Origin of the sequence: Erwinia mallotivora, from assembly GCF_000590885.1 — a bacterium.
Classification (GTDB): domain Bacteria; phylum Pseudomonadota; class Gammaproteobacteria; order Enterobacterales; family Enterobacteriaceae; genus Erwinia; species Erwinia mallotivora.
In genome coordinates this window covers 1-20,974 of record NZ_JFHN01000036.1, presented here as the reverse complement: position 1 = coordinate 20,974, position 20,974 = coordinate 1, and the positions used below count along the sequence as shown (strand labels likewise).

Genomic DNA, 20,974 nt, shown 5'->3' with positions numbered 1-20,974 from the left:
AGGCGGATTTACCACTATGTCAGACCGCGATACGCTGTTCGCTGCACCCATTGCCAGACTGGGCGACTGGACCTTTGACGAACGCGTGGCCGAAGTTTTTCCCGATATGATCCAACGCTCGGTGCCGGGTTATTCCAATATTATTTCGATGATTGGCATGCTGGCCGAACGTTTTGTTCAGCCCGATACGCAGGTCTATGACCTGGGCTGCTCACTGGGCGCCGCGACCCTCTCCGTGCGCCGCAATATTCACGTTTCCGGCTGCAAAATTATCTCGGTGGACAATTCCCCGGCGATGATTGAACGCTGCCGTCGCCACATTGATGCCTTTCGGGCCGACACGCCGGTAGAGGTGATTGAAGCAGATATTCGTGATATCCCCATCGACAATGCGTCCATGGTGGTGCTGAATTTCACCCTGCAATTTCTGGAACCTGATGAACGTCAGGCGCTGCTGAACCGGATATTTGACGGGCTGCGCCCCGGTGGCGCGCTGGTTCTTTCGGAGAAGTTCAGCTTTGCCGATGCCGATGTTGGTGAGCTGCTGTTTAACATGCATCATGATTTTAAGCGTGCTAATGGCTACAGCGAGCTGGAAATCAGCCAGAAGCGCAGCATGCTGGAAAACGTCATGCTGACCGACAGCGTTGAAACCCACAAATCACGCCTGCGGACCGCCGGATTTGAGCATGTGGAGCTGTGGTTTCAGTGCTTCAATTTTGGTTCACTGATCGCGCTGAAAGCAGGTGCAGCCTGATGGATTTTGGTAATTTTTATCAGCTGATCGCCAAAGGCCCCTTGTCCTGCTGGCTGGAGACGCTCCCTGCACAGATTGCCAGCTGGCAGCGGGAACAGTTGCACGGCCACTTCAAAAACTGGGATCGTGCCGTGGAGTATCTGCCACTGCTGCAACCGGAAACGCTGGATCTGCTGCACAGCGTCAGCGCCGACAGCAGCCAGTTAAGCGATCGTCAGCGCAGCGGAATCGAAAAGCTGTTGCGTAACCTGATGCCGTGGCGTAAAGGACCGTTTTCGCTGTACGGCACAAAGATTGATACCGAATGGCGTTCAGACTGGAAATGGCAGCGGGTGTTGCCACATATCTCCCCTCTTGCCGGGCGCACTATCCTCGACGTGGGCTGCGGCAGTGGTTATCACATGTGGCGGATGGTGGGTGCCGGTGCGCATCTGGTGGTGGGTATCGACCCGATGCAGCTGTTTCTCTGCCAGTTTGAAGCGGTACGTAAACTACTGGGCAACGATCAGCGTGCGCATCTGCTGCCGCTTGGGATCGAGCAGTTACCTGAACTGAAAGCCTTCGATACGGTGTTTTCAATGGGCGTGCTCTACCACCGCCGTTCCCCGCTTGATCATCTCTTCCAGTTGAAAAATCAGCTGGTCAGCGGCGGCGAACTGGTGCTGGAAACCCTGGTGATTGACGGTGATGACCAGGCGGTGCTGGTGCCGGGAGAACGGTATGCACAGATGCGTAACGTGTGGTTTATTCCGTCAACCGGCGCGCTGAAGAACTGGCTGGAAAAATGTGGTTTTGTCGATGTGCGCATCGCGGATCACTCTGTGACCAGCACCGATGAACAGCGCCGCACCGACTGGATGACCAGCGAATCGCTTGCCGAGTTTCTTGACCCGCAGGACCCTGGCAAAACGGTGGAAGGCTATCCGGCCCCGCTGCGGGCGGTGCTGATAGCGCGTAAACCCTGAAGATGCCGGTGAGCGGCATCGCAGAAGAGTCAGTCACAACCCGGTCAGGCTGGTTGTGACCTACCATAAGGATTAGTCTGTTGCTCCCGCTATCAGCTGGCGGGCAGCCACAGACAGCGTAACCACGAGGTCTGTTTTAACAGTGCAAAAGTAAAGGAGTACTTTTTGTGACTAACGCTATCTTTCCTCAAACAATATTTACGACACAGCGTCGCTTTAATGATTACGGTGCCAGCGATATGCGTCACGGCAATCTGTCTGAAGCAAGGTTGAAAAGTGAATTCGGGCTGACAACGATATCCAACGTGGTTGACCCTTATTCACTCACCCGGTTGACTGCCTTTAATAATCCCCAGGCGCGTTTCTCTGGCGCATACGGTGGTGTTCATCGAGGCGGAAAGGTCAGCATTCAGGAATGTGCGCGGCTGTTGTTTAAAGAAATGCAGATAACCTCTTTGCCTTTTTCCTTTGTTGGCCCTTACAGACATCTCATTAATCAGATGTTAAGACACTTTCAACGTGCATCAGGCTCGCCTTTTAATGATGCTCAGCTGAATGCGGCTTATCGAAACAAAATTATTTCTGAAAATTCAGCTGAGTGTACAAAAACTGTACTTAAAAAAATCATTAATGACTTAGTCGATTACACCAGCAAAGGAATTCCCTCAGAAAAAATGAATATTTTTAAGAAAAATATAAAAACAACCAGACTTCCTAAGTTTGATTCATTCCTGAATAAAATAAATGGAATGGGTATAACGGTGCATGACGTTCATGCAACCAGGATTGATATACTGAGCCTCGATGTCAATGAAAAAGGCTGGAAAGCCAGCGTCAGATTTACGGCACAGGATCACTTTGGTCTTGATGCTGAAGATATAAGAAAACAAAAATTTAATCAGTTCCAGTTTTTCAGGATTTGGTTTATTCTTCAGCACTTCAATAAATTTGGCTTTCGTCCATTCCTTACAAATATGGAAGCAGTAATAACAATTGGAGGTGAGCGATGAAACGCATTTTATTTGGATGTTTATTTGTCGTTCTGATAGCCATTGGCACTTTTTTTTGGCTAAACAACAGAAGTGTTACTGTAATAGACGGCCACTATGTAAGAGGCTCAGCGCAGGTTATTGTAAACAGGCTACCATTGCTGGACTCTTCTAAGGTCAAGTGGTGGGAGAATAATCAGAAAGCAATACGCGAGAAATTCCATATACCTCAAAATGGACAAGATCCATTGCTCATCGTTATATATGCTTTTGGGGAAGGATACAAGGAGGAAGGTAAGGAGGACAGAATGTGTTTCGACGATATGGCACCTCCCCGGAACTGCATAGATAAAAACATTCTTATGATGATATGGCGCACAAGGGACGGCGGTGTTGAGTATGACTTTTGAACGTCGTCTGTCCGCAGGCTAAGAAGGTAGCCAATGAAACAGATGATTTCCTGTACTGCTTTATTGTTATTAACAGCAGGTGTTCTATTGTTTTTCTATAATGATAAGCGGTCAGTTAAAGTAATTGATGCACACTATGATGGAAGTTCAGTACAGGTTATTGTAGACAGGTTGCCTTTTACTGAGGAAAAAAAGATTAAATGGTGGAGCAGTAATCAGGATGGAATACGCCAAAAATATCACATCCCTTCCGACAGTTCCGGACCATTTCTGATATTTATTTATCAGTTCGGAAAAGGCTATCAAGAAGAAGGCAAAAAAGATCGTGCGTGTTTCAAAGACATCTCTTCACCAAAAAATTGCCTCGATAAAAATATACTTATGACCATCTGGCGCACAAGGGAGGGTAGCGTGAAGTATGATTTTTGAGTGTTGTGGAATGGATATAACAGTGCATGACGTTCATGCAACCAGGATTGATATACTGAGCCTCGATGTCAATGAAAAAGGCTGGAAAGCCAGCGTCAGATTTACGGCACAGGATCATTTTGGTCTTGATGCAGAAGATATAAGAAAACAGAAATTTAATCAGTTCCAGTTTTTCAGGATTTGGTTTGTATTGCAGCGATTTAACAAGTTTGGCTTTCGACCATTTTTAACAAACATGGGCGCAACAATTGAAGTGTCAGGTTTAAGAAAATGAAAAAATTATCAATTCTTCTGGTGGTAATTCTAATATCTGGCATTGTTTTCTTCTTTTTTTCTGAAAGGAAAACCACCTCAGTGATAGATGTGCATTATAATGGCAGAACTGCTCAGGTTATTGTGGATGAGTTACCTTTCACTGATTCAGGTAAACTTAAATGGTGGCTGGATAGCGAGGGTGAGATACTTCAAAAATACAAAATCCCATCTGGTGATGCCGGGCCTTTTTTAATAACTGTTTACGCCTTTGGAGACGGTTACAAGGAAGAAGGTAAAGAAGATCGCAGATGTTTCGATGATATAACCCCGCCACGCAATTGCCTCGATAAAAACAGACTTATGACCATCTGGCGCACAAGGAAGGGTAGCGTGAAGTATGATTTTTAAAAACGCTGCCCGGTGTCAGCGTTGAAATTTCTTTACGGCAGGCCCCACAGCCAGAGAATTGACAGATAAAAAAAGCCCCACCAAAACGATGGGGCCTGGTACTTGCAAGCATCACGTCAACGGACCGGCGTGCTGCGCGGCAAAATCGGGTCAGGCGACTCTGACAGGGGAACTTTGCAACATCGCAATTTTCATCGCTTCCACCATGTCACTGTCCACGCAGGTGCGACTGAACTCGTCGGTTTCCACCACTGAACTCATCGACACCCCGGCTTTACGGTAGCGCATCGGGGAAGCAATTCGCTGACTGGCAGAGCTGTGCAACTCAGTCAGTCCCGCATCAATAAACTTTTGCAGGTTGCCCAGTCTGACTCCGGCACCGGCAATGATGATTGGACCCTGGGTCAGGCGATTAAGTTCCTTTAATAAGGGTAATCCACTTTCCGCGCTTTGCTGCTGCCCGGAAGTGAGGATCCTGGCGACGCCTAAATCAGTTAACTGTTGCAATGCCATTAACGGGCTGTGACAGAGATCAAATGCGCGGTGAAAAGTCACCTCCATCCCCCTGCAAAGCCCCATTATCTGCTGCATCCGCGGCAGATCGATATGACCATCCACATCAAGTATTCCCACCACCAGCCCCGGAAATCCCAGTTCACGAATAAAGGCAATATCAGATTTTATCTCACTGAATTCAGCGGCAGTAAAACAGAAATCCCCGCCACGGGGGCGAACAATCGGATGAACCGGGATACTCAACGTTTTACGCACCTGCATCAGGCTACCCGCGGAAGGGGTCAGTCCTCCTTCAGACGGCGCAGCACACAATTCAATACGATCTGCGCCTGCTTTCTCTGCGGCTGAGGCACATTCAGCGCCATAGCAGCATACCTCCAGTTTCAGCATCCTGTTCTCCTGTTAATCTCTGCCTGCTGATTGTGTAAATCGTTCCCGATCTTTACTCTGAGTTATGTTGTTATATCTGCACATTCTGTTCAGCAATTATATTAGCGGGAATCACCAATATGGTATGCAATTTCGACCAACGCATCGATCGCCGTCACAGCGATAGTCTTAAATGGAATAAATATGGCGACAGCGACGTTCTGCCTCTGTGGGTCGCTGACACTGATTTTCGCTCTCCCGATTGTATTATTGATGCGCTGAAAAAGCGGGTTGAACACGGTATTTTTGGTTATGGCAGCGCGCCTGCTGAACTGACTGAAGTGCTGATCAGGCGGATGGCGGAACGCTATCGCTGGCAGATAAAACCTGAATGGGTGGTTTTTTTGCCGGGCGTGGTCAGCGGGCTGAATATCGCCGTTCGCGCCCTGACTGAATCACACCAGGGCACCATTGCCCCAACACCAATTTATCCACCCTTCCGCTCCGCCGCCAGGCTGGCGCAGCGTACACAACTGAATGCGCCAATGCGACTTCAGCAACAGCGCTGGGTAATGGATCTGGATTCGCTGGAAAGCCAGATGACCGGCAGCGAAAAGCTACTGATGCTGTGTAATCCACACAACCCTGGCGGGACAGTGTACCGCCGGGATGAACTGGAGCAGCAGTTGCATTTTGCACAGCGCCATGACCTGTTCGTCTGTTCTGATGAAATTCACTGCGACCTGCTGATGGAACTCGAACTCAGACACATTCCCTTTGCCAGTCTGAATGATGATGCTGAACAGCGTTCGGTTACCCTGCTGTCGCCATCCAAAACCTTTAATATCGCCGGTCTGGGTGCGTCAGTGGCGATCATTCCCGACAAAGGAATGCGCAGCCGCTTTAACGCGGTGCGACAGGGAATTGTTCCCTCTGTGGATATTCTGGCGTTAACCGCCGCGACGGCCGCCTGGCGCGATGGTCAGCCCTGGCTGGAACAACAGCTAAACTACCTGCGTAAAAACCGTGACTGGCTGACGGAGAAAATCAACGCTATCAACGGCCTGTCGGTGGTGTCGCCAGAGGCATCCTACCTGGCCTGGATTGACGCCAGTCAGTTGAACGTTGCCAATCCGGCCCTGTTTTTTGAATGCCACGGCCTCGGTTTTTCACCGGGCGCTGATTTTGGTGACCGTGGCTTCGTCCGCCTGAATTTTGGCTGCCAGACGGACCTGTTAAAAGAAGCGATAAGAAGAATGGAAAACGCGGTGAAGAATCAGCCCGCAGCGCCCGCTTTATAGCTCACTCTGTACGATCTCCTTCAGACTCCAGGGATGGAATTTGATGGTGACACGCCCGTCTGAAACCGCAAGCACGGGATTGGCCAGGCTCTCCCCGTCTCCCTTTGGGGTGCTTTGTTTGACCGAGATACCCGGCTGTAACAACCCTTCCCCGCTACAGAGTGCCAGCGCCCGGCTGGCAAGAGACGCCTCCGCACCGCGCAGCACAATTTCCACATGCTCCCAGCCTTCGTGGCGATAACGTTTTTCCCCCGGCCAGGGCAGCTCAACGACGGGGATCTGCCACGGTCCCACTTCCAGAGGCTGCGCCAACTCAAACAGCGCGATCGGGCGGCCATTGATGTTTTTTTCCGACAGCAACGTGCCATGCTGCAGAAAACCTTTTTTCCAGCGTTCCGCTGTTTCTGTCTGATTACAACGCACCGCAATATGATCTGCCTGCAAACCGGTTAATTCCAGACCTACCGTCTCAGCAAGCGAGTAAACAGATTGCAAAAAAACCGGTAAATCTTTCACCAAATCGTTTAATTCTTCGGTAGCGTTACCTTTAAACATGCTGTCACCTTGTTATTACTACAAAATTGATAATGACTAAAATGGCAGGTTTGCAAAACAGCCCGGCAACAATATAACTATTTTAAAATTTAATTACTTCTGATTGAACTAAAGAACAACTGCTGGAGAAAATTTACAAACCCTTCCATTGACTTTACATTAATTGCAAAAAAAATAACATGCAACACAATGATTTTATTGAATTTAAAAAGAATCCTAACGCCAGTCTTAATTTATCTCCGGTATATTGCGCGGCAATTGCGTTTCTTATAAATTCAATCTGCTCTTTTAAAGGAACACCAAAATGCTCATGTTCATCTTACTCGCTGTGCTGCTTGTCATGGTTGGTTTTGCGTTTCTCCGTCACTGGAAAATACGTAAACACCATAAGACTATTGCCAACCCCTGGCGTCAAAACCGCCGCCGTCAATAATTTACCGGGCGGGAAACATCTGTGCCGTTGCTTCCCTCCCTGTTCATTCAGCCTGAACGCCTCCTGGCTAACTGCATCCGAAATGCAGTATACTTTTCCCCTTATTTTTTAACGGCGTCAGCCTGCGGCAACCCTGTTCACCGGCTGGCATCGTGCAGACAATGACCTGCGCTCAACGCCAGGCCCACCCAGATCATTAAGGTAATCAGTTGAATATTCAGGCTCTTCTCTCAGAAAAAGTCAGTCAGGCGATGATCGCAGCAGGCGCTCCGGTCGGTTGTGAGCCTCAGGTACGGCAATCGGCTAAAGTGCAGTTTGGCGATTATCAGGCGAACGGCATCATGGCCGTGGCGAAAAAACTGGGTAAAGCCCCGCGTCAACTGGCGGAAGAGGTGCTTACTCATCTTGATTTGCAGGGTATCGTCAGCAAAATTGAGATCGCCGGACCCGGCTTTATTAATCTGTTTCTTGATTCGACATGGCTTGCCAGCCAGGCCGAAAGCGTGATTAATGCGCCGCGCCTCGGTGTGGCGGCAGTGGCTCCGCAGACCGTGGTGATTGACTACTCAGCCCCCAACGTGGCCAAAGAGATGCACGTCGGTCATGTCCGCTCAACCATTATTGGTGATGCCGCCGCACGTACCCTTGAATTTCTTGGTCACAAGGTCATTCGCGCTAATCATGTGGGCGACTGGGGAACCCAGTTCGGCATGCTGATTGCCTTCCTGGAAAAACAACAAAACGAAGATCACACCCCTGTCGCGCTGGCCGATCTGGAAGCCTTCTACCGCGAAGCCAAGCGGACTTATGATGAGGATCCGCTGTTTGCTGAACGCGCCCGTGGCTATGTGGTGAAATTGCAGGGTGGCGACGAATATTGCCGCACAATGTGGAAAAAGCTGGTCGACATCACCATGTCACAAAACCAGATAATCTATGACCGCATGAACGTCACCCTCACCCGCAACGATGTGATGGGTGAAAGTCTGTACAACGATATGCTGCCGGGTATCGTCGCCGATCTGAAGGCCAAAGGGCTGGCGGTGGAAAGTGAAGGCGCTACCGTGGTGTTCCTCGATGAGTTTAAAAACAAAGAGGGGGAACCGATGGGGGTCATCATCCAGAAAAAGGATGGCGGTTACCTCTATACCACCACCGACATTGCCTGTGCGAAATACCGCTACGAAACGCTGCACGCCGATCGCGTGCTTTACTACATCGATTCACGCCAGCATCAGCATCTGCACCAGGCCTGGACGATTGTGCGCAAAGCCGGTTACGTACCGGAATCTGTTCCGCTGGAGCACCACGCTTTTGGCATGATGCTGGGCAAAGACGGTAAGCCGTTCAAAACCCGCGCCGGTGGCACTATTAAGCTCTCCGACCTGCTGGATGAAGCCGTGGAAAGAGCCACCCGGCTGGTGAGCGAAAAGAATCCGGAGATGCCAGCCGACGAGCTGAAAAAGCTGGCAAATATTGTGGGCATCGGCGCGGTAAAATACGCCGACCTGTCGAAAAGCCGCACCACCGACTATATCTTCGACTGGGACAACATGCTGGCCTTTGAAGGTAACACCGCTCCCTATATGCAATATGCCTACACCCGTGTCCTTTCGGTTTTCCGTAAAGCGGGAATTGATGAAAGCGCACTGAATGGTGAAATCCGCCTCGGTGAGGAGCGTGAAGCCGCGCTGGCGGTGCGTTTGTTGCAGTTTGAAGAGACCATCACCCAGGTTGCCCGCGAGGGAACGCCCCATGTGATGTGTGCCTATCTTTACGATCTGGCGGGCCTGTTCTCCGGGTTTTACGAGCACTGTCCGATTCTGACGGCAGCCGATGAAGCCACCAGACAGAGCCGTCTGAAACTGGCTTTGTTGACTGCGAAAACCCTGCGTCAGGGGCTGGAGACCTTAGGGATAGAAACGGTAGAAAGAATGTAATGCCGAAGAAGTGGCGGCTGTCGTCACTTCGTTAACGGCAGCACGCCTTGTCCTGGCAGGACGCGCAAAATACCGTCCTGCCCGATTCCCGATCAACGCCGCGAGCGCTTCCCGATACGCCCCGCGACATCAGCGATAATTCACCATCACTTCATTGCCCAGCACCCGCAACGTCTGCGGCAGCCTGCCCTTGCCCTGAACGCCATAAACAAAACGCAGGGTTTCTCCGGCATCGACGTTGGTCAGCCCACGCGTGGTGCCACTTGCCCCCTCCAGAACCACGCAGCGCGTCCGGGCGCAGAGATGCACCACCAGCCCTGAAGGCGGGGGAGCATTCAGGGTGTAACGCCAGGCAATCTGGGTCATCGCCCCACTCACTTTCTCCGGCGCGCTCAGGGCCGGTGAAAACATCTGTTGACCACGAAGTTGTAGCCCGGGTCCGGATCCACTGGCCTGCCAGGCTCCCCCCGCCAGCGCCATGCCGGGCAGACACAGCAGTAACCACCCTGCCCAATGGCGCATCAGTGGCCACCTATGGTCGAGGTCATGCGGATCTGACGATTATCGGTCAGCTCAAGATTAGAAATCACCATCAGCTGCGGCAGGTTACGACGCAGGAAACGGGCCAGCAGCGCGCGTAATGGATGATTAACCAGCAGCACCGGCGGCGCACCCAGCGCCTCCTGGTGGGCCAGCGCACTCTGCGCCTGCGCCAGTAAACGGTCGGCCAGTCCGGGTTCCAGTCCGCCGCCGCCCTGAAGCGCCTGAAGCAACAGACGCTCCAGCGTGGTATCCAGCCCGATAACCTGGGCCTCGCCGTTACCGGGGAACCACTGCTGGGTTATCGCCCGGCCTAGCGCCACACGCACCACCGAGGTCAGCTCGTGCGGATCGTTTTGCACCGGCGCGTGCTCGGCCAGCGTCTCAATAATGGTGCGCATATCCCGGATGGAAACCCGCTCCGCCAGCAGATTTTGCAGCACTTTGTGCAGGGTGGTCAGGGTGATCACGCCGGGGATCAGGTCTTCGGTCAGTTTTGGCATCTCCTGGCTGACCCGATCCAACAGCTGCTGGGCTTCCTGACGGCCAAACAGCTCACTGGCATGCTGACCAATCAGGTGATTAAGGTGGGTTGCCACCACGGTGCTGGCCTCCACCACGGTAAAGCCCTGAATCTGCGCCTGCTCTTTCAGGGCGCTGTCAATCCAGATGGCGGCAAGGCCGAATGCCGGATCGACGGTGGCTTCACCCGGCAGCGTACCGGCGGCGGTGCCGGGATTAATCGCCATCCAGCGCCCCGGATAGGCATCGCCACTGCCAATCTCCACGCCTTTCATCAGAATGCGATAGCGGGCTGGCGGCAGCTCCATATTGTCACGGATATGGACCACCGGCGGCAGGAAGCCCATCTCCTGGGCGAATTTCTTACGAATACTGCGGATACGGCCCAGCAGCTCGCCATCCTGCATATGGTCCACCATCGGGATCAGGCGGTAGCCCACTTCCATGCCCAGCGAATCTTCCAGATGGACGTCGGTCCAGGAAGCCTCAACGTTGGCTGGCGTTTCAACGGTTTTCACCATGCCACTCTGCGGCTCGGGTTTCGGTTGATTCTCCTTACCACGCAGATACCAGGCCAGCCCCAGCAGGGCGCTGGTAAAAAGCAAAAAGACAAAGTTGGGCATCCCCGGCACCAGGCCGAGCATCCCCAGCACGCCTGCACTGAGCATCATCACCCGTGGATTTTTGAACAGCTGGGTCACCATCTGCTCACCCACATCCTGCTCGGTGCTGACGCGGGTGACGATAACACCGGCGGCGGTGGAGATCACCAGCGCCGGGATCTGCGCCACCAGACCATCACCGATGGTCAGCAGCGTGTAGCTTTCAGCCGCGTGACCAACATCCATACCATGCTGCACCACCCCCACCAGCAGGCCGCCGATAACGTTGATCACCATAATCATGATCCCGGCGACCGCATCACCGCGCACAAACTTACTGGCACCGTCCATCGAGCCGTAGAAGTCCGCTTCCTGGGTCACTTCAGCACGACGTTTTTTCGCCACCTCTTCGCCAATCAAACCGGCGTTAAGGTCAGCATCGATGGCCATCTGCTTACCCGGCATCCCGTCGAGCACAAAACGCGCGCCCACTTCCGCGATACGGCCGGCACCTTTGGTGATAACCATAAAGTTAATGATCACCAGGATAATAAACACCACGATACCGATGGCGAAGTTTCCCCCCACCAGGAAATGGCCGAAGGCTTCCACCACATGCCCGGCGGCACCCGCTCCGGTGTGCCCTTCCATCAGAATGATACGGGTGGAGGCGACGTTCAGCGCCAGACGCAACAGCGTGGAGAACAGCAGAATGGTCGGGAAGGCGGCGAATTCCAGCGTCCGTTGGGTGAACATCGCCACCAACAGCACCATAATCGACAGGGCAATATTAAAGGTGAACAGCAGGTCGAGGACGAAAGCCGGCAGCGGCAGCACCATCATCGACAGGATCATCAGAATCAATACCGGGCCGGCCATCACCTGCCACTGGGTATCTTTAACCTTAGGTAACCGTAATAAGGTGGAAAGAGGAGCCATCAGTCTTTTTCTCCTGGATCAAAATCGAGTGCTTCCGGCACCGGTAAATTATGGGGTTTCTTCGGCGCCAGGCCCCCTTCCAGCTTCCAGCGACGCAGCTGCCAGACCCAGGCTAACACTTCAGCCACTGCGGCATAGAGCGTGCCGGGGATCTGCTGACCAATTTCACTGTGCCGGTAGAGCGCACGCGCCAGCGGCGGGGCTTCCAACAGCGGGATCCGGTGCTCTTTGCCCAGTTCGCGGATGCGTAAAGCAATCTCACCCGCCCCTTTCGCCACCACTTTAGGTGCGCTCATCTTCAGTTCGTCATATTTCAGGGCGACAGAAAAGTGTGTCGGGTTGGTGACAATCACATCGGCTTTGGGCACATCGGCCATCATGCGGCGACGGGCAGCTGCGCGCATCTGCTGGCGGATACGTCCTTTAACGTGGGGATCGCCTTCCTGCTGCTTGTATTCATCGCGGATATCCTGGCGGGTCATCCTCAGCCCTTTGTAATAGCTGTAGAGCTGCCAGAACACGTCGAATCCAACCATGGGTGCCAGTCCCAGTACGATCAAAATACTGCACAGAGCAATCATGTTCAGGCACTGGGCCAGCGCGGTGTAGGGCGACTCGCTGATCAGTCTGAGCATTTCCGGCCAGTGGTGGCGGATATACAGCCAGGTGATCACCCCGACCAGCACCGCTTTCAGCACCGACTTGAGCAACTCCGCCGCCGTCTGACCAGAAACCAGGCGGCCAAGCCCCTTAATCGGGTTCATCTTGCCAAAATCGAACTTAATCGCCTTCCCGCTGATCATCACGCCACCGAGCAGCATCGGAGCAGCAATCGCCACCAGTACCAGTCCGGCCATCATCGGTATCAGAGCAAACACCGCCTGTAGCAGCAGGGTGCTCATCTGGCGCAGCATCTGACTGGTGTCACTGACCACCGAGTGATTGAAGTTAAGTCCTTCTGCCAGTAGCTCACCGATTTTATGCGCCATCGAGCCACCGCCAATCCACAGGATGCTCAGTCCCGCCACCAGCATCAGCACCGAGGTCAGCTCGCGCGAACGCGGTATCTGGCCTTCTTCACGCGCTTTTTCAAGTCGGTGGGCCGTTGCGGCTTCGGTCTTTTCCTCTTCGCTGTCCCCGGACACGGCAGCTCACCTTCACAACAGAAATTTTGCTCAGAATGCCAGAACGGCGCAGGAATAATGCGGCGAGTAAACGCGTAAATACGGGGTTATTTGGCTGATAAGCCATGAATGAATAATCCCACCGGCCAGACAGAGTTCGGGCCGGTGGGTTACAGCGCGCCGGGGAAATCAGCGCGGCGTCAGGCGGTTTTTCGCCCCTGTGGCTTAAAAACCAAGGCTGTCGAGCAGGTCATCCACCTGGTCCTGATTCGCCACCACGCCAGGCGCGGTGCCGTTGATCTGTGGACCATTAAGCAGGCTGTTGGCATCTTTTTTCGGGCGATCCGGCTGGTCAGGAATATTCTCCAGCAGCACCATCAACAGCTGACGCTCAATCTCCTGGATAACATCCATCATGCGCTTGATTACCTGACCGGTCAGGTCCTGGAAATCCTGCGCCATCATGATTTCCATCAGCTGGGCGTTGGTGAAACTGGTATGAACCGGGACGGATTCCAGATAACCACGGGTATCCGAAACCAGTGAGCGGGCATCTGCCAGTTCAATGGGATTTTCAAACCACTCATCCCAGCGTCCCTTCAGTGCTTTTGCTCCATTCTCCATCTCTGTCTGACGCGGCTGAGACGCTTCCACACAGTTCAGCGCACGTTCCGCCGCCTGAGCAGTCATTTGTACGACGTAATCCAGACGGTCGCGGGCGTCAGGAATGGCTTCTGCCGCTTCAGCAATCGCCTGGTCCAGACCCAGCTCACGCAGGCTGTCACGCAACATGCGCGTCAGCGAACCGATTCGGGAGATAATGTCCTGCGCCGAGGCAGCATCAACATTTGGTTTCGGAATAGTGCTCATCTCGGCTCCTTACATACCCAACTTTTCGAAGATTTTACCTAACTTCTCTTCGAGTGTGGCTGCTGTGAAGGGTTTAACAACATAGCCGCTGGCACCCGCCTGAGCAGCCGCAATAATGTTCTCTTTCTTCGCTTCCGCCGTCACCATCAGCACCGGCAGTTTGCCAAGCGTGCCATCGGCACGGATAGTTTGCAGCAGTTGCAGACCATCCATATTGGGCATGTTCCAGTCGGAGATGACGAAGTCAAAGCCACCGGCGCGCAACTTGGCCAGGGCATCAACGCCATCCTCAGCTTCTTCAACATTGTTGAAGCCAAGTTCTTTCAGCAGGTTACGGACGATACGACGCATGGTATTAAAGTCGTCGACCACCAGAAACCGCATATTTTTATCAGCCATAGTTACTCCTGTTTTGTGTAGCCCCGCAGGACGGGCGCTGCGTTATACGTTAAATTCTTAATGCCTGTCCGGCGCTAATTTTCGCCAGCATATGCTGGCTGACCTGGTGCAAATCCACCACTTCACTGGCTCCCCCAAGTGCGATTGCCTCGCGGGGCATGCCAAATACCACACAGCTCGCTTCGTTCTGCGCGATGGTCCAGGCACCGGCTTTATTCATCGCCAGCAGACCTGCCGCACCATCGTTGCCCATCCCGGTGAGGATTACCCCCACGGCGTTACGGCCCGCAAACTGCGCCACTGATTTAAACAACACATCTACCGACGGTTTGTGACGATTAACCGGCGGCCCGTCATTCAGTTTCACCTGATAGTTGGCACCGCTGCGCGCCAGCTCCAGGTGCATCGCGCCCGGCGCGATATAAGCATGACCGGGCAAAATACGCTCACCGTCTTCGGCCTCTTTCACCGTTATCTGGCAGAGCTTATTCAGCCGCTCGGCAAAAGAACGGGTGAAACCCGGCGGCATATGCTGAGTAATCAGCAGTGCCGGGCTGGTGGCAGGCAGCGGCTGTAATACATGGCGGATAGCTTCGGTGCCGCCGGTGGACGCGCCGATAGCAATCAACTTTTCACTGCTCAGCAGCGGTCCGGCTTTCAGCATCGCCGGTGCCGGTAAAGGGCCACGAGTATAGAGTTTGGCTTTCGCCGCCGCCCGCACCTTATCGCCAATCATCTGGCTGTAGGCCATCATGCCTTCACGAATACCCAGCGAAGGTTTGGTGACGAAATCGACCGCCCCCAGTTCCAGCGCGCGCAGCGTCACTTCAGAACCTTTACCGGTGAGAGAAGAGACCATCACCACCGGCATGGGCCGCAGCCGCATCAGTTTTTCCAGAAAATCCAGCCCGTCCATGCGTGGCATTTCCACATCCAGCGTCAACACGTCCGGGTTATGCTCTTTGATCAGTTCTCTCGCCACTAACGGGTCCGGGGCGGAGGCAACCATCTCCAGGTCCGGATGGCTGTTGACGATTTCGGTCATCAGCTGACGCATCAGCGCCGAATCATCAACACATAATACTCTGATTTTGCCCATTATCTTTCCTTAGTCAGTCCGTAGACCGTCTGGCCGCGCAGATAAAATTCTTTACTGATCTGGCTGAAGTTCTCGGAATGTCCGGCAAACAGTATTCCACCAGGTTTCAGCAGCGGAACAAAACGCCGCAGAATCTTTTCCTGTGTCTCTTTATCGAAATAAATCATCACATTACGGCAAAAAATTGCATCAAACGGCCCCGGCAGCGCCCACTCATTGCCCAGCAGGTTAAGCTGGGCAAAGGTCACCGCATTCGCCAGCTCCGGGCGCACACGCACCATCCCGGAGTGCGGGCCGGTGCCGCGAAAGAAAAAACGCTGCATTTGCTGCGGAGAGAGCGTCCTCAGCTCCTCCTGGCGGTAGACCCCGGCCAGCGCCTTCTCCAGTACCTGGGTGTCAATATCACTGGCATGCACCTGAAATTTTCCCGGACCGCTGCCCAGGGTTTCCGCCAGCGTCATCGCCAGCGAGTAGGGTTCCTCACCGGTTGACGCCGCCGCACACCATACGTTGAAACTGCCGCTGCGCTTTTTCGCGTGCTCGGCCAGAATCGGAAAATGGTGCGCCTCGCGGAAAAACGCCGTCAGGTTGGTGGTCAGTGAATTAATAAACGCCTGCCACTCCGGACTGTTAATGTCGTTTTCCAGCAGCGCCAGATAACGACCAAAATCGTCGATGCCCAACATCCGCAGCCTGCGCACCAGACGGTTATAAACCATCTCCCGCTTGTGGTCGGCCAGCACGATGCCCGCACGCTGATAAATCAGCTGACTGATACGTTTAAAGTGCGCATCAGATAACGGCAGGCGCTGCACCATCTGGGCCAGCAGCGTTGGGTTTTCCTGCGATGCTAATGACGTCGATTTTTTCATGTATTGCCACCCAGCAAAGTACTGATTAAGGGGTTAAAACCAGGCTATTTTCCCTGAATGGTGCCAGAGCAAGCCGGTCAGTGCTCCCCTCAGAGGGGGCGAGTGAAAATTTCTTCACCGCTTGTGTTAAATGGTCCGCCTGCGCTTCCAGCGCTTCGGTTGCGGCGGCGGCCTGCTCCACCAGCGCGGCGTTTTGCTGCGTCACCTGATCCATCTGGCTCACCGCCAGCGCGACCTGCTCAATTCCGCGACGCTGTTCGTCGGATGCCGAGGCAATTTCGCCCATGATGTCATTTACCCGCGTCACGCTCTGCACAATCTCTTCCATCGTTTCCCCGGCTGAGGCGACCAGCGTCGATCCCTGTTGCACCCGGCCAACCGACTCTTCAATCAGTCCTTTTATCTCACGGGCTGCCTGAGCGCTGCGCTGGGCGAGACTGCGTACCTCACCGGCAACCACCGCAAATCCCCGCCCCTGTTCCCCGGCGCGGGCGGCTTCTACCGCCGCATTGAGTGCCAGAATGTTGGTCTGGAAGGCAATGCCGTCAATCACCCCGGTAATGTCGCCAATCTTTTTCGAGCTGGCGGCAATTTCATTCATGGTGGTCACCACCCTGCCGGTCAGCGCGCCCCCTTTGTGTGCCGTGGTGGAGGCGTCTTTCGCCAGCTGTGATGCCTGACGGGCGTTGTCGGCGTTTCCGCTTACCGTCGCCGTCAGCTGTTCCATACTGGCTGCCGTTTCTGCCAGCGAGGCCGCCTGCTGTTCGGTGCGGGCTGACAGATCATTATTCCCTGAGGCCATTTCACGGATGCCGGTGTGCATTTCGTGGCTGCCATCGCGCACCGCGCTGACCGTTCCGGCCAGGGAGGTTTGCATACTTTGCAGGCTGCCAAACAGCTGGCTCAGTTCATTACGCCCGGAGGCGTCGATATGCCCACCCAGGTTTCCCGCCGCAATCCGCTCAAAATGACGTCGCATCATAGCCAGAGGCCCAATTACCGCTTTTCTCACCCAGATGATGCCCGCCAGGGTTACCAGCAGTGAGGTCACCACCGCCACGATGAAAATCACCTTCGACTGGGTATAAAAACTTTCACCGGCCCGGCTGGCGTGCTCACGCATCTGATCGATATACACCATCCACAGGTTGTACTGGACCTGGAAGCGGTCCTGCTTACCCTGGGTAGGTGAATCAAGAAAATCCTGCAACTGGTTGTTTTGCAGATAAGCAATCAGCTGCGCCGGCTCCCGGGAATAGTTGTCATATTCCGCCTTCATTGCCTGCTTCAGCTGCTGTGCTTCCGGCGTGCTGACCGCAATGGCATCAAATTCCTTATAGGCTTTATCGGCAGCGTTGAGATCTTCCTGAGCCTTTGTCATCAAACTTATTACCTGATCGCGAGGTTTTCCCAGTGCCGCACGCGTTCCGGCACGGCTCAGGGTGACACGGGCGCTGAGCAACGCCGCCCAGCTCTGTCCCAGCGATTCACGCTGATTGCCGCTGACTTCCACGTCGTGCAGGTTACGCGCATCCAGGCGGAAAGAATTAAAGGAAAGACCACTGCTGACAATCTGCATCAGGCAAAACAGCCCCAGTAAAAACAGAATCACGGTGGCGATACGAATCCGGCTGAACATCAAAATCTCCTGCTTAGTCGCACTTAGCGGCAAAAATGAGTTAAAAGGTTTCCCAGTTATTATCAGAAACCGGCGCTGCCAGCGCTTTGCGCGGCGTTGCAACCGGCGTCAGCAGGACGTTTTGTTCGCTTCTGCTGTTATTAACGGCCTGGATGACATTTTCTTTACGGATGCGGAACACGCTCACCGACTGTGACAGACGACGCGCCTGCTCCTCCAGCGCCGCAGATGCAGTGGCTGATTCCTCCACCAGCGAGGCGTTCTGCTGGGTAACGCGGTCCATTTCGGTCACCGCTGCGCCCACCTGATCGATACCGCGACTCTGTTCGTCAGAGGCCGACGAGATTTCCCCCATAATGTCGGTCACGCGCGTGACGGCGCTGACAATCTCGCTCATGGTTTCTCCCGCGCTTTCCACCAGAACCGAGCCACTGTCGACGCGGGACACCGAATCCTCGATCAATCCTTTAATTTCTTTCGCCGCCTGGGCGCTGCGCTGTGCCAGATTGCGCACCTCACCGGCCACCACCGCAAAGCCGCGCCCCTGCTCCCCGGCCCGCGCCGCTTCCACCGCCGCGTTCAGCGCCAGAATGTTGGTCTGGAAGGCAATACCGTCAATCACGCTGGTGATATCGGCAATTTTCTTCGAGCTACCGGCAATGTCGTGCATGGTTTTCACCACGCCATCCACCACCTTCCCGCCCTTCAGCGCCGTATCAGAAGCGCTGCGCGCCAGCTGCGAAGCCTGACGGGCGTTTTCGGCGTTCTGTTTCACCGTGGCGGTCAGCTGTTCCATACTGGCGGCGGTCTGTTCCAGCGACGCCGCCTGCTGTTCAGTTCGTGCGGAGAGATCGTTGTTGCCGGCGGAGATTTCACCGGCCCCGGAATAGATCGCATCGGAGCCGTCGCGCACCTCACTCACCGTACGCACCAGCGACTGCTGCATATCACGCAGGTTTTGCGCCAGCTGCGCCATTTCATTGCGCCCTTCCACCGCAATCGGATGGGTCAGATCGCCCTCCGCAATGCGGCGGATCTGCGCAATGTTACTGTTCAGGGGATGCAGCAGAATGGTATTGATTCCCCGCCAGACTGCGGCGGTGGCCAGCAGGAAGGTGACCAGCACCGTCCACAGCGTCCAGATGGCATGTTGATACGCATCGTCATTGGCCTGACTGCCCTCTGCCGTCAGCTGGTTATTTCTTTCCAGCCAGGCGTTATAGGTTTTGTCGAAACTGTCCTGATAGCTCTGGGTGGGCTGGGCGATAAAGTCGTTAAAATTGCCGTTTTGCAGCATGACAATCAGAGAAGATAGAGCGTCGTGAAACTGCTGATACCCCGCCTGGAGGGCTTTAACGTTCTCCGCATTTCTACCTTTTTCTGACAGACTGGCATTAAACACCGCCAGCGATTTGTCTGCTGCGTCCAGGCTCTGCTGCGCCTGCGTCACCAGTTCGTTGACCGTGGCTCCGGAGCCAGCCTGCTTCGCATCCAGCAGATAACGAATTCCGGCCCGGTTCAGCGTGTTGCGGGTCTGGATCAACGCAATCCACGCGCTGCCCATCGCCTGCTGTAGCGTGCGCAACTGCTGATTGAACTGAAAGTTTTTCTTATCATTATGTACCGTGTTGTAAAACAGTCCGCCGGTTCCTGCCTGAAGAACAGCAAATAACACCAGCACACCGGCAAGACCGGTGACGACTTTTATACGCTTGAACATAACCACCTCAGAACAGGGTCAATTGACCTTCTTATCGGCAGCCGGTGGGGGATCTTTATCCCGTAAACTACCGGTTGCTGCTTTCCCGACCAGTTAGCTGACCAGGGGCCGGGTAAGAATCGTCTGACACCTGATACGGGCGGCTCCTGACATGATGCTGAGAGGGCCACCGCCGTTCGGCGGCTGCGCCAGCAACAGGACTCAACAGAAATATTTATATACAGCATAGTCAGGGAATAACCGCACGGCGATGGCTTCAGGCAGGCGCGTGCGCACAGAGACAGGTTGGCAGCTACGGTGCTGAGTCTGGCTGTTTCGTCTGTATAATCCCGGAAACGCCTCCGTTGCTTGCCCGGGGCTAACCGGTATCCATACAACTGAGGAGAGCGAGAAGACTTCCTTAGCTGATACCAGCTCCCCTGGCGTACGTTACCCGGGGTGGATCCACTCCTGCCATGCACTGTTCAACTGGTTCAGCGCGATGTGGCCCGACAGCAGCCGTGTTGACCGCGAATTCTTTTCACTCGCCCTTCCCCCGGTTATTACTATATGATTGCCGCCGGTAGTTAAGAACGATAATTATTTTCATTCAAATCTCCGTCTCTTTTTCATCTCCGCAGAAATGCGCGGTTGCCGGGAAGCCACATTGTCAGCGTTTGAGCGTTACTACAGCGAACTGTTCCGCTTTTTGAGCGGCAAGCTGCGGGATAAATACCTCGCGGAAGAACTCACCCAGGAGACATTCAGCCGCGCGCTGGCCTCCCCGGAACAGGTTTCCTCACATCGTGGCCTGCTCTACCGTATCGCCAGAAATCTGCTGGTCGACCTCTATCGTGTGCAAAAACAGCATGAAGATGCTCCGGATATGGATGCTGACGACCTGCCTGCCCCGGGCCACGAACAGCCCGACAGCCTGCTGGAAAACCAGCAGTATATCGAGCATATCGTCGCCGCCATTGAGCAGATGCCACCCCGTTGCCGCGAGGCTTTTATCCGCCATCGCATTGACGGCCAGTCGCAGAGTGAAGTCGCCGCCAGCATGGGAATTTCAATCAACATGGTGGAAAAGCACATTATTCGCGCCATGCTGGCCTGCCGCGCGAGCCGTGAAAGCAGGCAGGATGAACCAACAGGGAGGCCACAATGATGACGCAAGACCAGCAGGCGATTGCTGAACAGGCGATTCGCTGGCTGCTTCGCCAGCAGGAAGGCATGACCGTAAGCGAAAAGGAGGCGTTCCGGCGCTGGCTGCAGAACCCTGCCCACCGGGCGGAGTATCAGGATCTGACCATCCTGTGGCAGCAAACGGCGGCCATTCCCG

Annotated in this window: 21 protein-coding genes and 1 pseudogene; 11 read left to right on the top strand and 11 right to left on the bottom strand. The window is 54.2% G+C overall.

Annotated features, from left to right (window positions below; all coding sequences use genetic code 11):
• Window positions 1–16: 16 nt before the first annotated feature.
• The 7 genes and pseudogenes from cmoA (at window position 17) to BG55_RS06690 (ending at window position 4,213) form a co-directional block, all read left to right on the top strand.
• Window positions 17–757 carry a carboxy-S-adenosyl-L-methionine synthase CmoA gene (gene cmoA, locus BG55_RS06720; protein WP_034935797.1) on the top strand — a complete coding sequence of 247 codons (741 nt, stop codon included), beginning with the start codon at window positions 17–19 and terminating at the stop codon, window positions 755–757.
• Window positions 754–1,722, top strand: a complete 969-nt coding sequence (cmoB, locus tag BG55_RS06715; protein WP_034935883.1) for a tRNA 5-methoxyuridine(34)/uridine 5-oxyacetic acid(34) synthase CmoB — start codon at window positions 754–756, stop codon at window positions 1,720–1,722. The genes cmoA and cmoB overlap by 4 nt, the downstream gene beginning before the upstream one ends.
• A 167-nt stretch (window positions 1,723–1,889) precedes the next feature.
• Window positions 1,890–2,732 (top strand): DUF3289 family protein, encoded by an 843-nt coding sequence (locus BG55_RS06710; protein ID WP_034935796.1) that lies wholly within the window; start codon window positions 1,890–1,892, stop codon window positions 2,730–2,732.
• Window positions 2,729–3,121, top strand: coding sequence for a DUF943 family protein (locus tag BG55_RS06705; RefSeq protein WP_034935793.1), 393 nt, complete (start codon window positions 2,729–2,731; stop codon window positions 3,119–3,121). The genes BG55_RS06710 and BG55_RS06705 overlap by 4 nt, the downstream gene beginning before the upstream one ends.
• A gap of 33 nt (window positions 3,122–3,154) precedes the next feature.
• Complete coding sequence (locus BG55_RS06700; protein WP_071994989.1) at window positions 3,155–3,550, top strand: DUF943 family protein; 396 nt, start codon at window positions 3,155–3,157, stop codon at window positions 3,548–3,550.
• Window positions 3,551–3,557: 7 nt separating this feature from the next.
• Window positions 3,558–3,824: pseudogene (locus BG55_RS06695) on the top strand (DUF3289 family protein); the annotation flags it as partial.
• Window positions 3,821–4,213 carry a DUF943 family protein gene (locus BG55_RS06690; RefSeq protein ID WP_034935789.1) on the top strand — a complete coding sequence of 131 codons (393 nt, stop codon included), beginning with the start codon at window positions 3,821–3,823 and terminating at the stop codon, window positions 4,211–4,213. The pseudogene BG55_RS06695 and the gene BG55_RS06690, both read left to right, overlap by 4 nt.
• A 150-nt stretch (window positions 4,214–4,363) precedes the next feature.
• On the opposite strand, the gene cutC is transcribed toward BG55_RS06690, so the two are convergent.
• The gene (cutC, locus tag BG55_RS06685; protein ID WP_034935788.1) at window positions 4,364–5,119 is read right to left on the bottom strand and encodes a copper homeostasis protein CutC; all 756 of its coding nucleotides are present in this window, start codon (window positions 5,117–5,119) and stop codon (window positions 4,364–4,366) included.
• 119 nt (window positions 5,120–5,238) lie between these two features.
• Between cutC and BG55_RS06680 the strand changes: the two genes are divergently transcribed.
• The gene (locus tag BG55_RS06680) at window positions 5,239–6,399 is read left to right on the top strand and encodes a MalY/PatB family protein (RefSeq protein WP_034935786.1); all 1,161 of its coding nucleotides are present in this window, start codon (window positions 5,239–5,241) and stop codon (window positions 6,397–6,399) included.
• Here BG55_RS06680 and BG55_RS06675 read toward each other — a convergent pair.
• Window positions 6,394–6,954, bottom strand: coding sequence for a VOC family protein (locus tag BG55_RS06675; RefSeq protein WP_034935784.1), 561 nt, complete (start codon window positions 6,952–6,954; stop codon window positions 6,394–6,396). The two genes, BG55_RS06680 and BG55_RS06675, sit on opposite strands and share 6 nt — an antisense overlap.
• A 642-nt stretch (window positions 6,955–7,596) precedes the next feature.
• Here BG55_RS06675 and argS point away from each other — a divergent pair.
• A complete protein-coding gene (argS, locus tag BG55_RS06670) occupies window positions 7,597–9,327 on the top strand; it encodes an arginine--tRNA ligase (protein WP_034935782.1) in 1,731 nt (576 codons plus the stop codon).
• A 129-nt stretch (window positions 9,328–9,456) separates the two neighbouring features.
• On the opposite strand, the gene flhE is transcribed toward argS, so the two are convergent.
• The 9 genes from flhE to BG55_RS06625 all read right to left on the bottom strand — a co-directional run bounded on the left by flhE (window position 9,457) and on the right by BG55_RS06625 (window position 19,653).
• On the bottom strand, window positions 9,457–9,849 hold the full coding sequence (gene flhE / locus BG55_RS06665; RefSeq protein WP_034935781.1) for a flagellar protein FlhE: 393 nt from the start codon (window positions 9,847–9,849) through the stop codon (window positions 9,457–9,459).
• A complete protein-coding gene (flhA, locus tag BG55_RS06660; RefSeq protein WP_034935778.1) occupies window positions 9,849–11,930 on the bottom strand; it encodes a flagellar biosynthesis protein FlhA in 2,082 nt (693 codons plus the stop codon). The genes flhE and flhA overlap by 1 nt, the downstream gene beginning before the upstream one ends.
• Complete coding sequence (flhB, locus tag BG55_RS06655; RefSeq protein ID WP_034935776.1) at window positions 11,930–13,075, bottom strand: flagellar biosynthesis protein FlhB; 1,146 nt, start codon at window positions 13,073–13,075, stop codon at window positions 11,930–11,932. The genes flhA and flhB overlap by 1 nt, the downstream gene beginning before the upstream one ends.
• A gap of 204 nt (window positions 13,076–13,279) precedes the next feature.
• Window positions 13,280–13,924 (bottom strand): protein phosphatase CheZ, encoded by a 645-nt coding sequence (gene cheZ / locus BG55_RS06650; protein ID WP_034935775.1) that lies wholly within the window; start codon window positions 13,922–13,924, stop codon window positions 13,280–13,282.
• Window positions 13,925–13,933: 9 nt separating this feature from the next.
• Window positions 13,934–14,323, bottom strand: a complete 390-nt coding sequence (gene cheY, locus BG55_RS06645; protein WP_034935773.1) for a chemotaxis response regulator CheY — start codon at window positions 14,321–14,323, stop codon at window positions 13,934–13,936.
• A gap of 49 nt (window positions 14,324–14,372) precedes the next feature.
• Complete coding sequence (locus tag BG55_RS06640; RefSeq protein WP_034935771.1) at window positions 14,373–15,422, bottom strand: protein-glutamate methylesterase/protein-glutamine glutaminase; 1,050 nt, start codon at window positions 15,420–15,422, stop codon at window positions 14,373–14,375.
• Window positions 15,422–16,294: a protein-glutamate O-methyltransferase CheR gene (gene cheR / locus BG55_RS06635; RefSeq protein WP_034935770.1), complete on the bottom strand. Its 873-nt coding sequence runs from the start codon at window positions 16,292–16,294 to the stop codon at window positions 15,422–15,424. Before cheR ends, BG55_RS06640 begins: the two co-directional genes overlap by 1 nt.
• 25 nt (window positions 16,295–16,319) lie before the next feature.
• Window positions 16,320–17,933: a methyl-accepting chemotaxis protein gene (locus BG55_RS06630; protein WP_034935768.1), complete on the bottom strand. Its 1,614-nt coding sequence runs from the start codon at window positions 17,931–17,933 to the stop codon at window positions 16,320–16,322.
• A 40-nt stretch (window positions 17,934–17,973) separates the two neighbouring features.
• Complete coding sequence (locus BG55_RS06625; protein ID WP_034935766.1) at window positions 17,974–19,653, bottom strand: methyl-accepting chemotaxis protein; 1,680 nt, start codon at window positions 19,651–19,653, stop codon at window positions 17,974–17,976.
• 646 nt (window positions 19,654–20,299) lie between these two features.
• On the opposite strand from BG55_RS06625, the gene BG55_RS06620 reads away from it, so the two are divergent.
• Window positions 20,300–20,800 (top strand): RNA polymerase sigma factor, encoded by a 501-nt coding sequence (locus tag BG55_RS06620; RefSeq protein ID WP_034935764.1) that lies wholly within the window; start codon window positions 20,300–20,302, stop codon window positions 20,798–20,800.
• Window positions 20,797–20,974 (top strand): FecR/PupR family sigma factor regulator (locus tag BG55_RS23485; RefSeq protein WP_152542672.1); only part of this gene is annotated, 178 nt, incomplete at its 3' end. The genes BG55_RS06620 and BG55_RS23485, both read left to right, overlap by 4 nt.

What these genes read in the sequence shown, in the direction of transcription:
- flhA (WP_034935778.1), bottom strand. Translation starts at nt 11,930, where the DNA reads ATGGCTCCTCTTTCCACCTTATTACGGTTACCTAAGGTTAAAGATACC.
- BG55_RS06675 (WP_034935784.1), bottom strand. Translation starts at nt 6,954, where the DNA reads ATGTTTAAAGGTAACGCTACCGAAGAATTAAACGATTTGGTGAAAGAT.
- cmoA (WP_034935797.1), top strand. Translation starts at nt 17, where the DNA reads ATGTCAGACCGCGATACGCTGTTCGCTGCACCCATTGCCAGACTGGGC.
- cheR (WP_034935770.1), bottom strand. Translation starts at nt 16,294, where the DNA reads ATGAAAAAATCGACGTCATTAGCATCGCAGGAAAACCCAACGCTGCTG.
- BG55_RS06690 (WP_034935789.1), top strand. Translation starts at nt 3,821, where the DNA reads ATGAAAAAATTATCAATTCTTCTGGTGGTAATTCTAATATCTGGCATT.
- BG55_RS06630 (WP_034935768.1), bottom strand. Translation starts at nt 17,933, where the DNA reads ATGTTCAGCCGGATTCGTATCGCCACCGTGATTCTGTTTTTACTGGGG.
- cheZ (WP_034935775.1), bottom strand. Translation starts at nt 13,924, where the DNA reads ATGAGCACTATTCCGAAACCAAATGTTGATGCTGCCTCGGCGCAGGAC.
- flhE (WP_034935781.1), bottom strand. Translation starts at nt 9,849, where the DNA reads ATGCGCCATTGGGCAGGGTGGTTACTGCTGTGTCTGCCCGGCATGGCG.
- cheY (WP_034935773.1), bottom strand. Translation starts at nt 14,323, where the DNA reads ATGGCTGATAAAAATATGCGGTTTCTGGTGGTCGACGACTTTAATACC.
- BG55_RS06625 (WP_034935766.1), bottom strand. Translation starts at nt 19,653, where the DNA reads ATGTTCAAGCGTATAAAAGTCGTCACCGGTCTTGCCGGTGTGCTGGTG.
- BG55_RS06640 (WP_034935771.1), bottom strand. Translation starts at nt 15,422, where the DNA reads ATGGGCAAAATCAGAGTATTATGTGTTGATGATTCGGCGCTGATGCGT.
- BG55_RS06700 (WP_071994989.1), top strand. Translation starts at nt 3,155, where the DNA reads ATGAAACAGATGATTTCCTGTACTGCTTTATTGTTATTAACAGCAGGT.
- BG55_RS06705 (WP_034935793.1), top strand. Translation starts at nt 2,729, where the DNA reads ATGAAACGCATTTTATTTGGATGTTTATTTGTCGTTCTGATAGCCATT.
- cutC (WP_034935788.1), bottom strand. Translation starts at nt 5,119, where the DNA reads ATGCTGAAACTGGAGGTATGCTGCTATGGCGCTGAATGTGCCTCAGCC.
- BG55_RS06680 (WP_034935786.1), top strand. Translation starts at nt 5,239, where the DNA reads ATGGTATGCAATTTCGACCAACGCATCGATCGCCGTCACAGCGATAGT.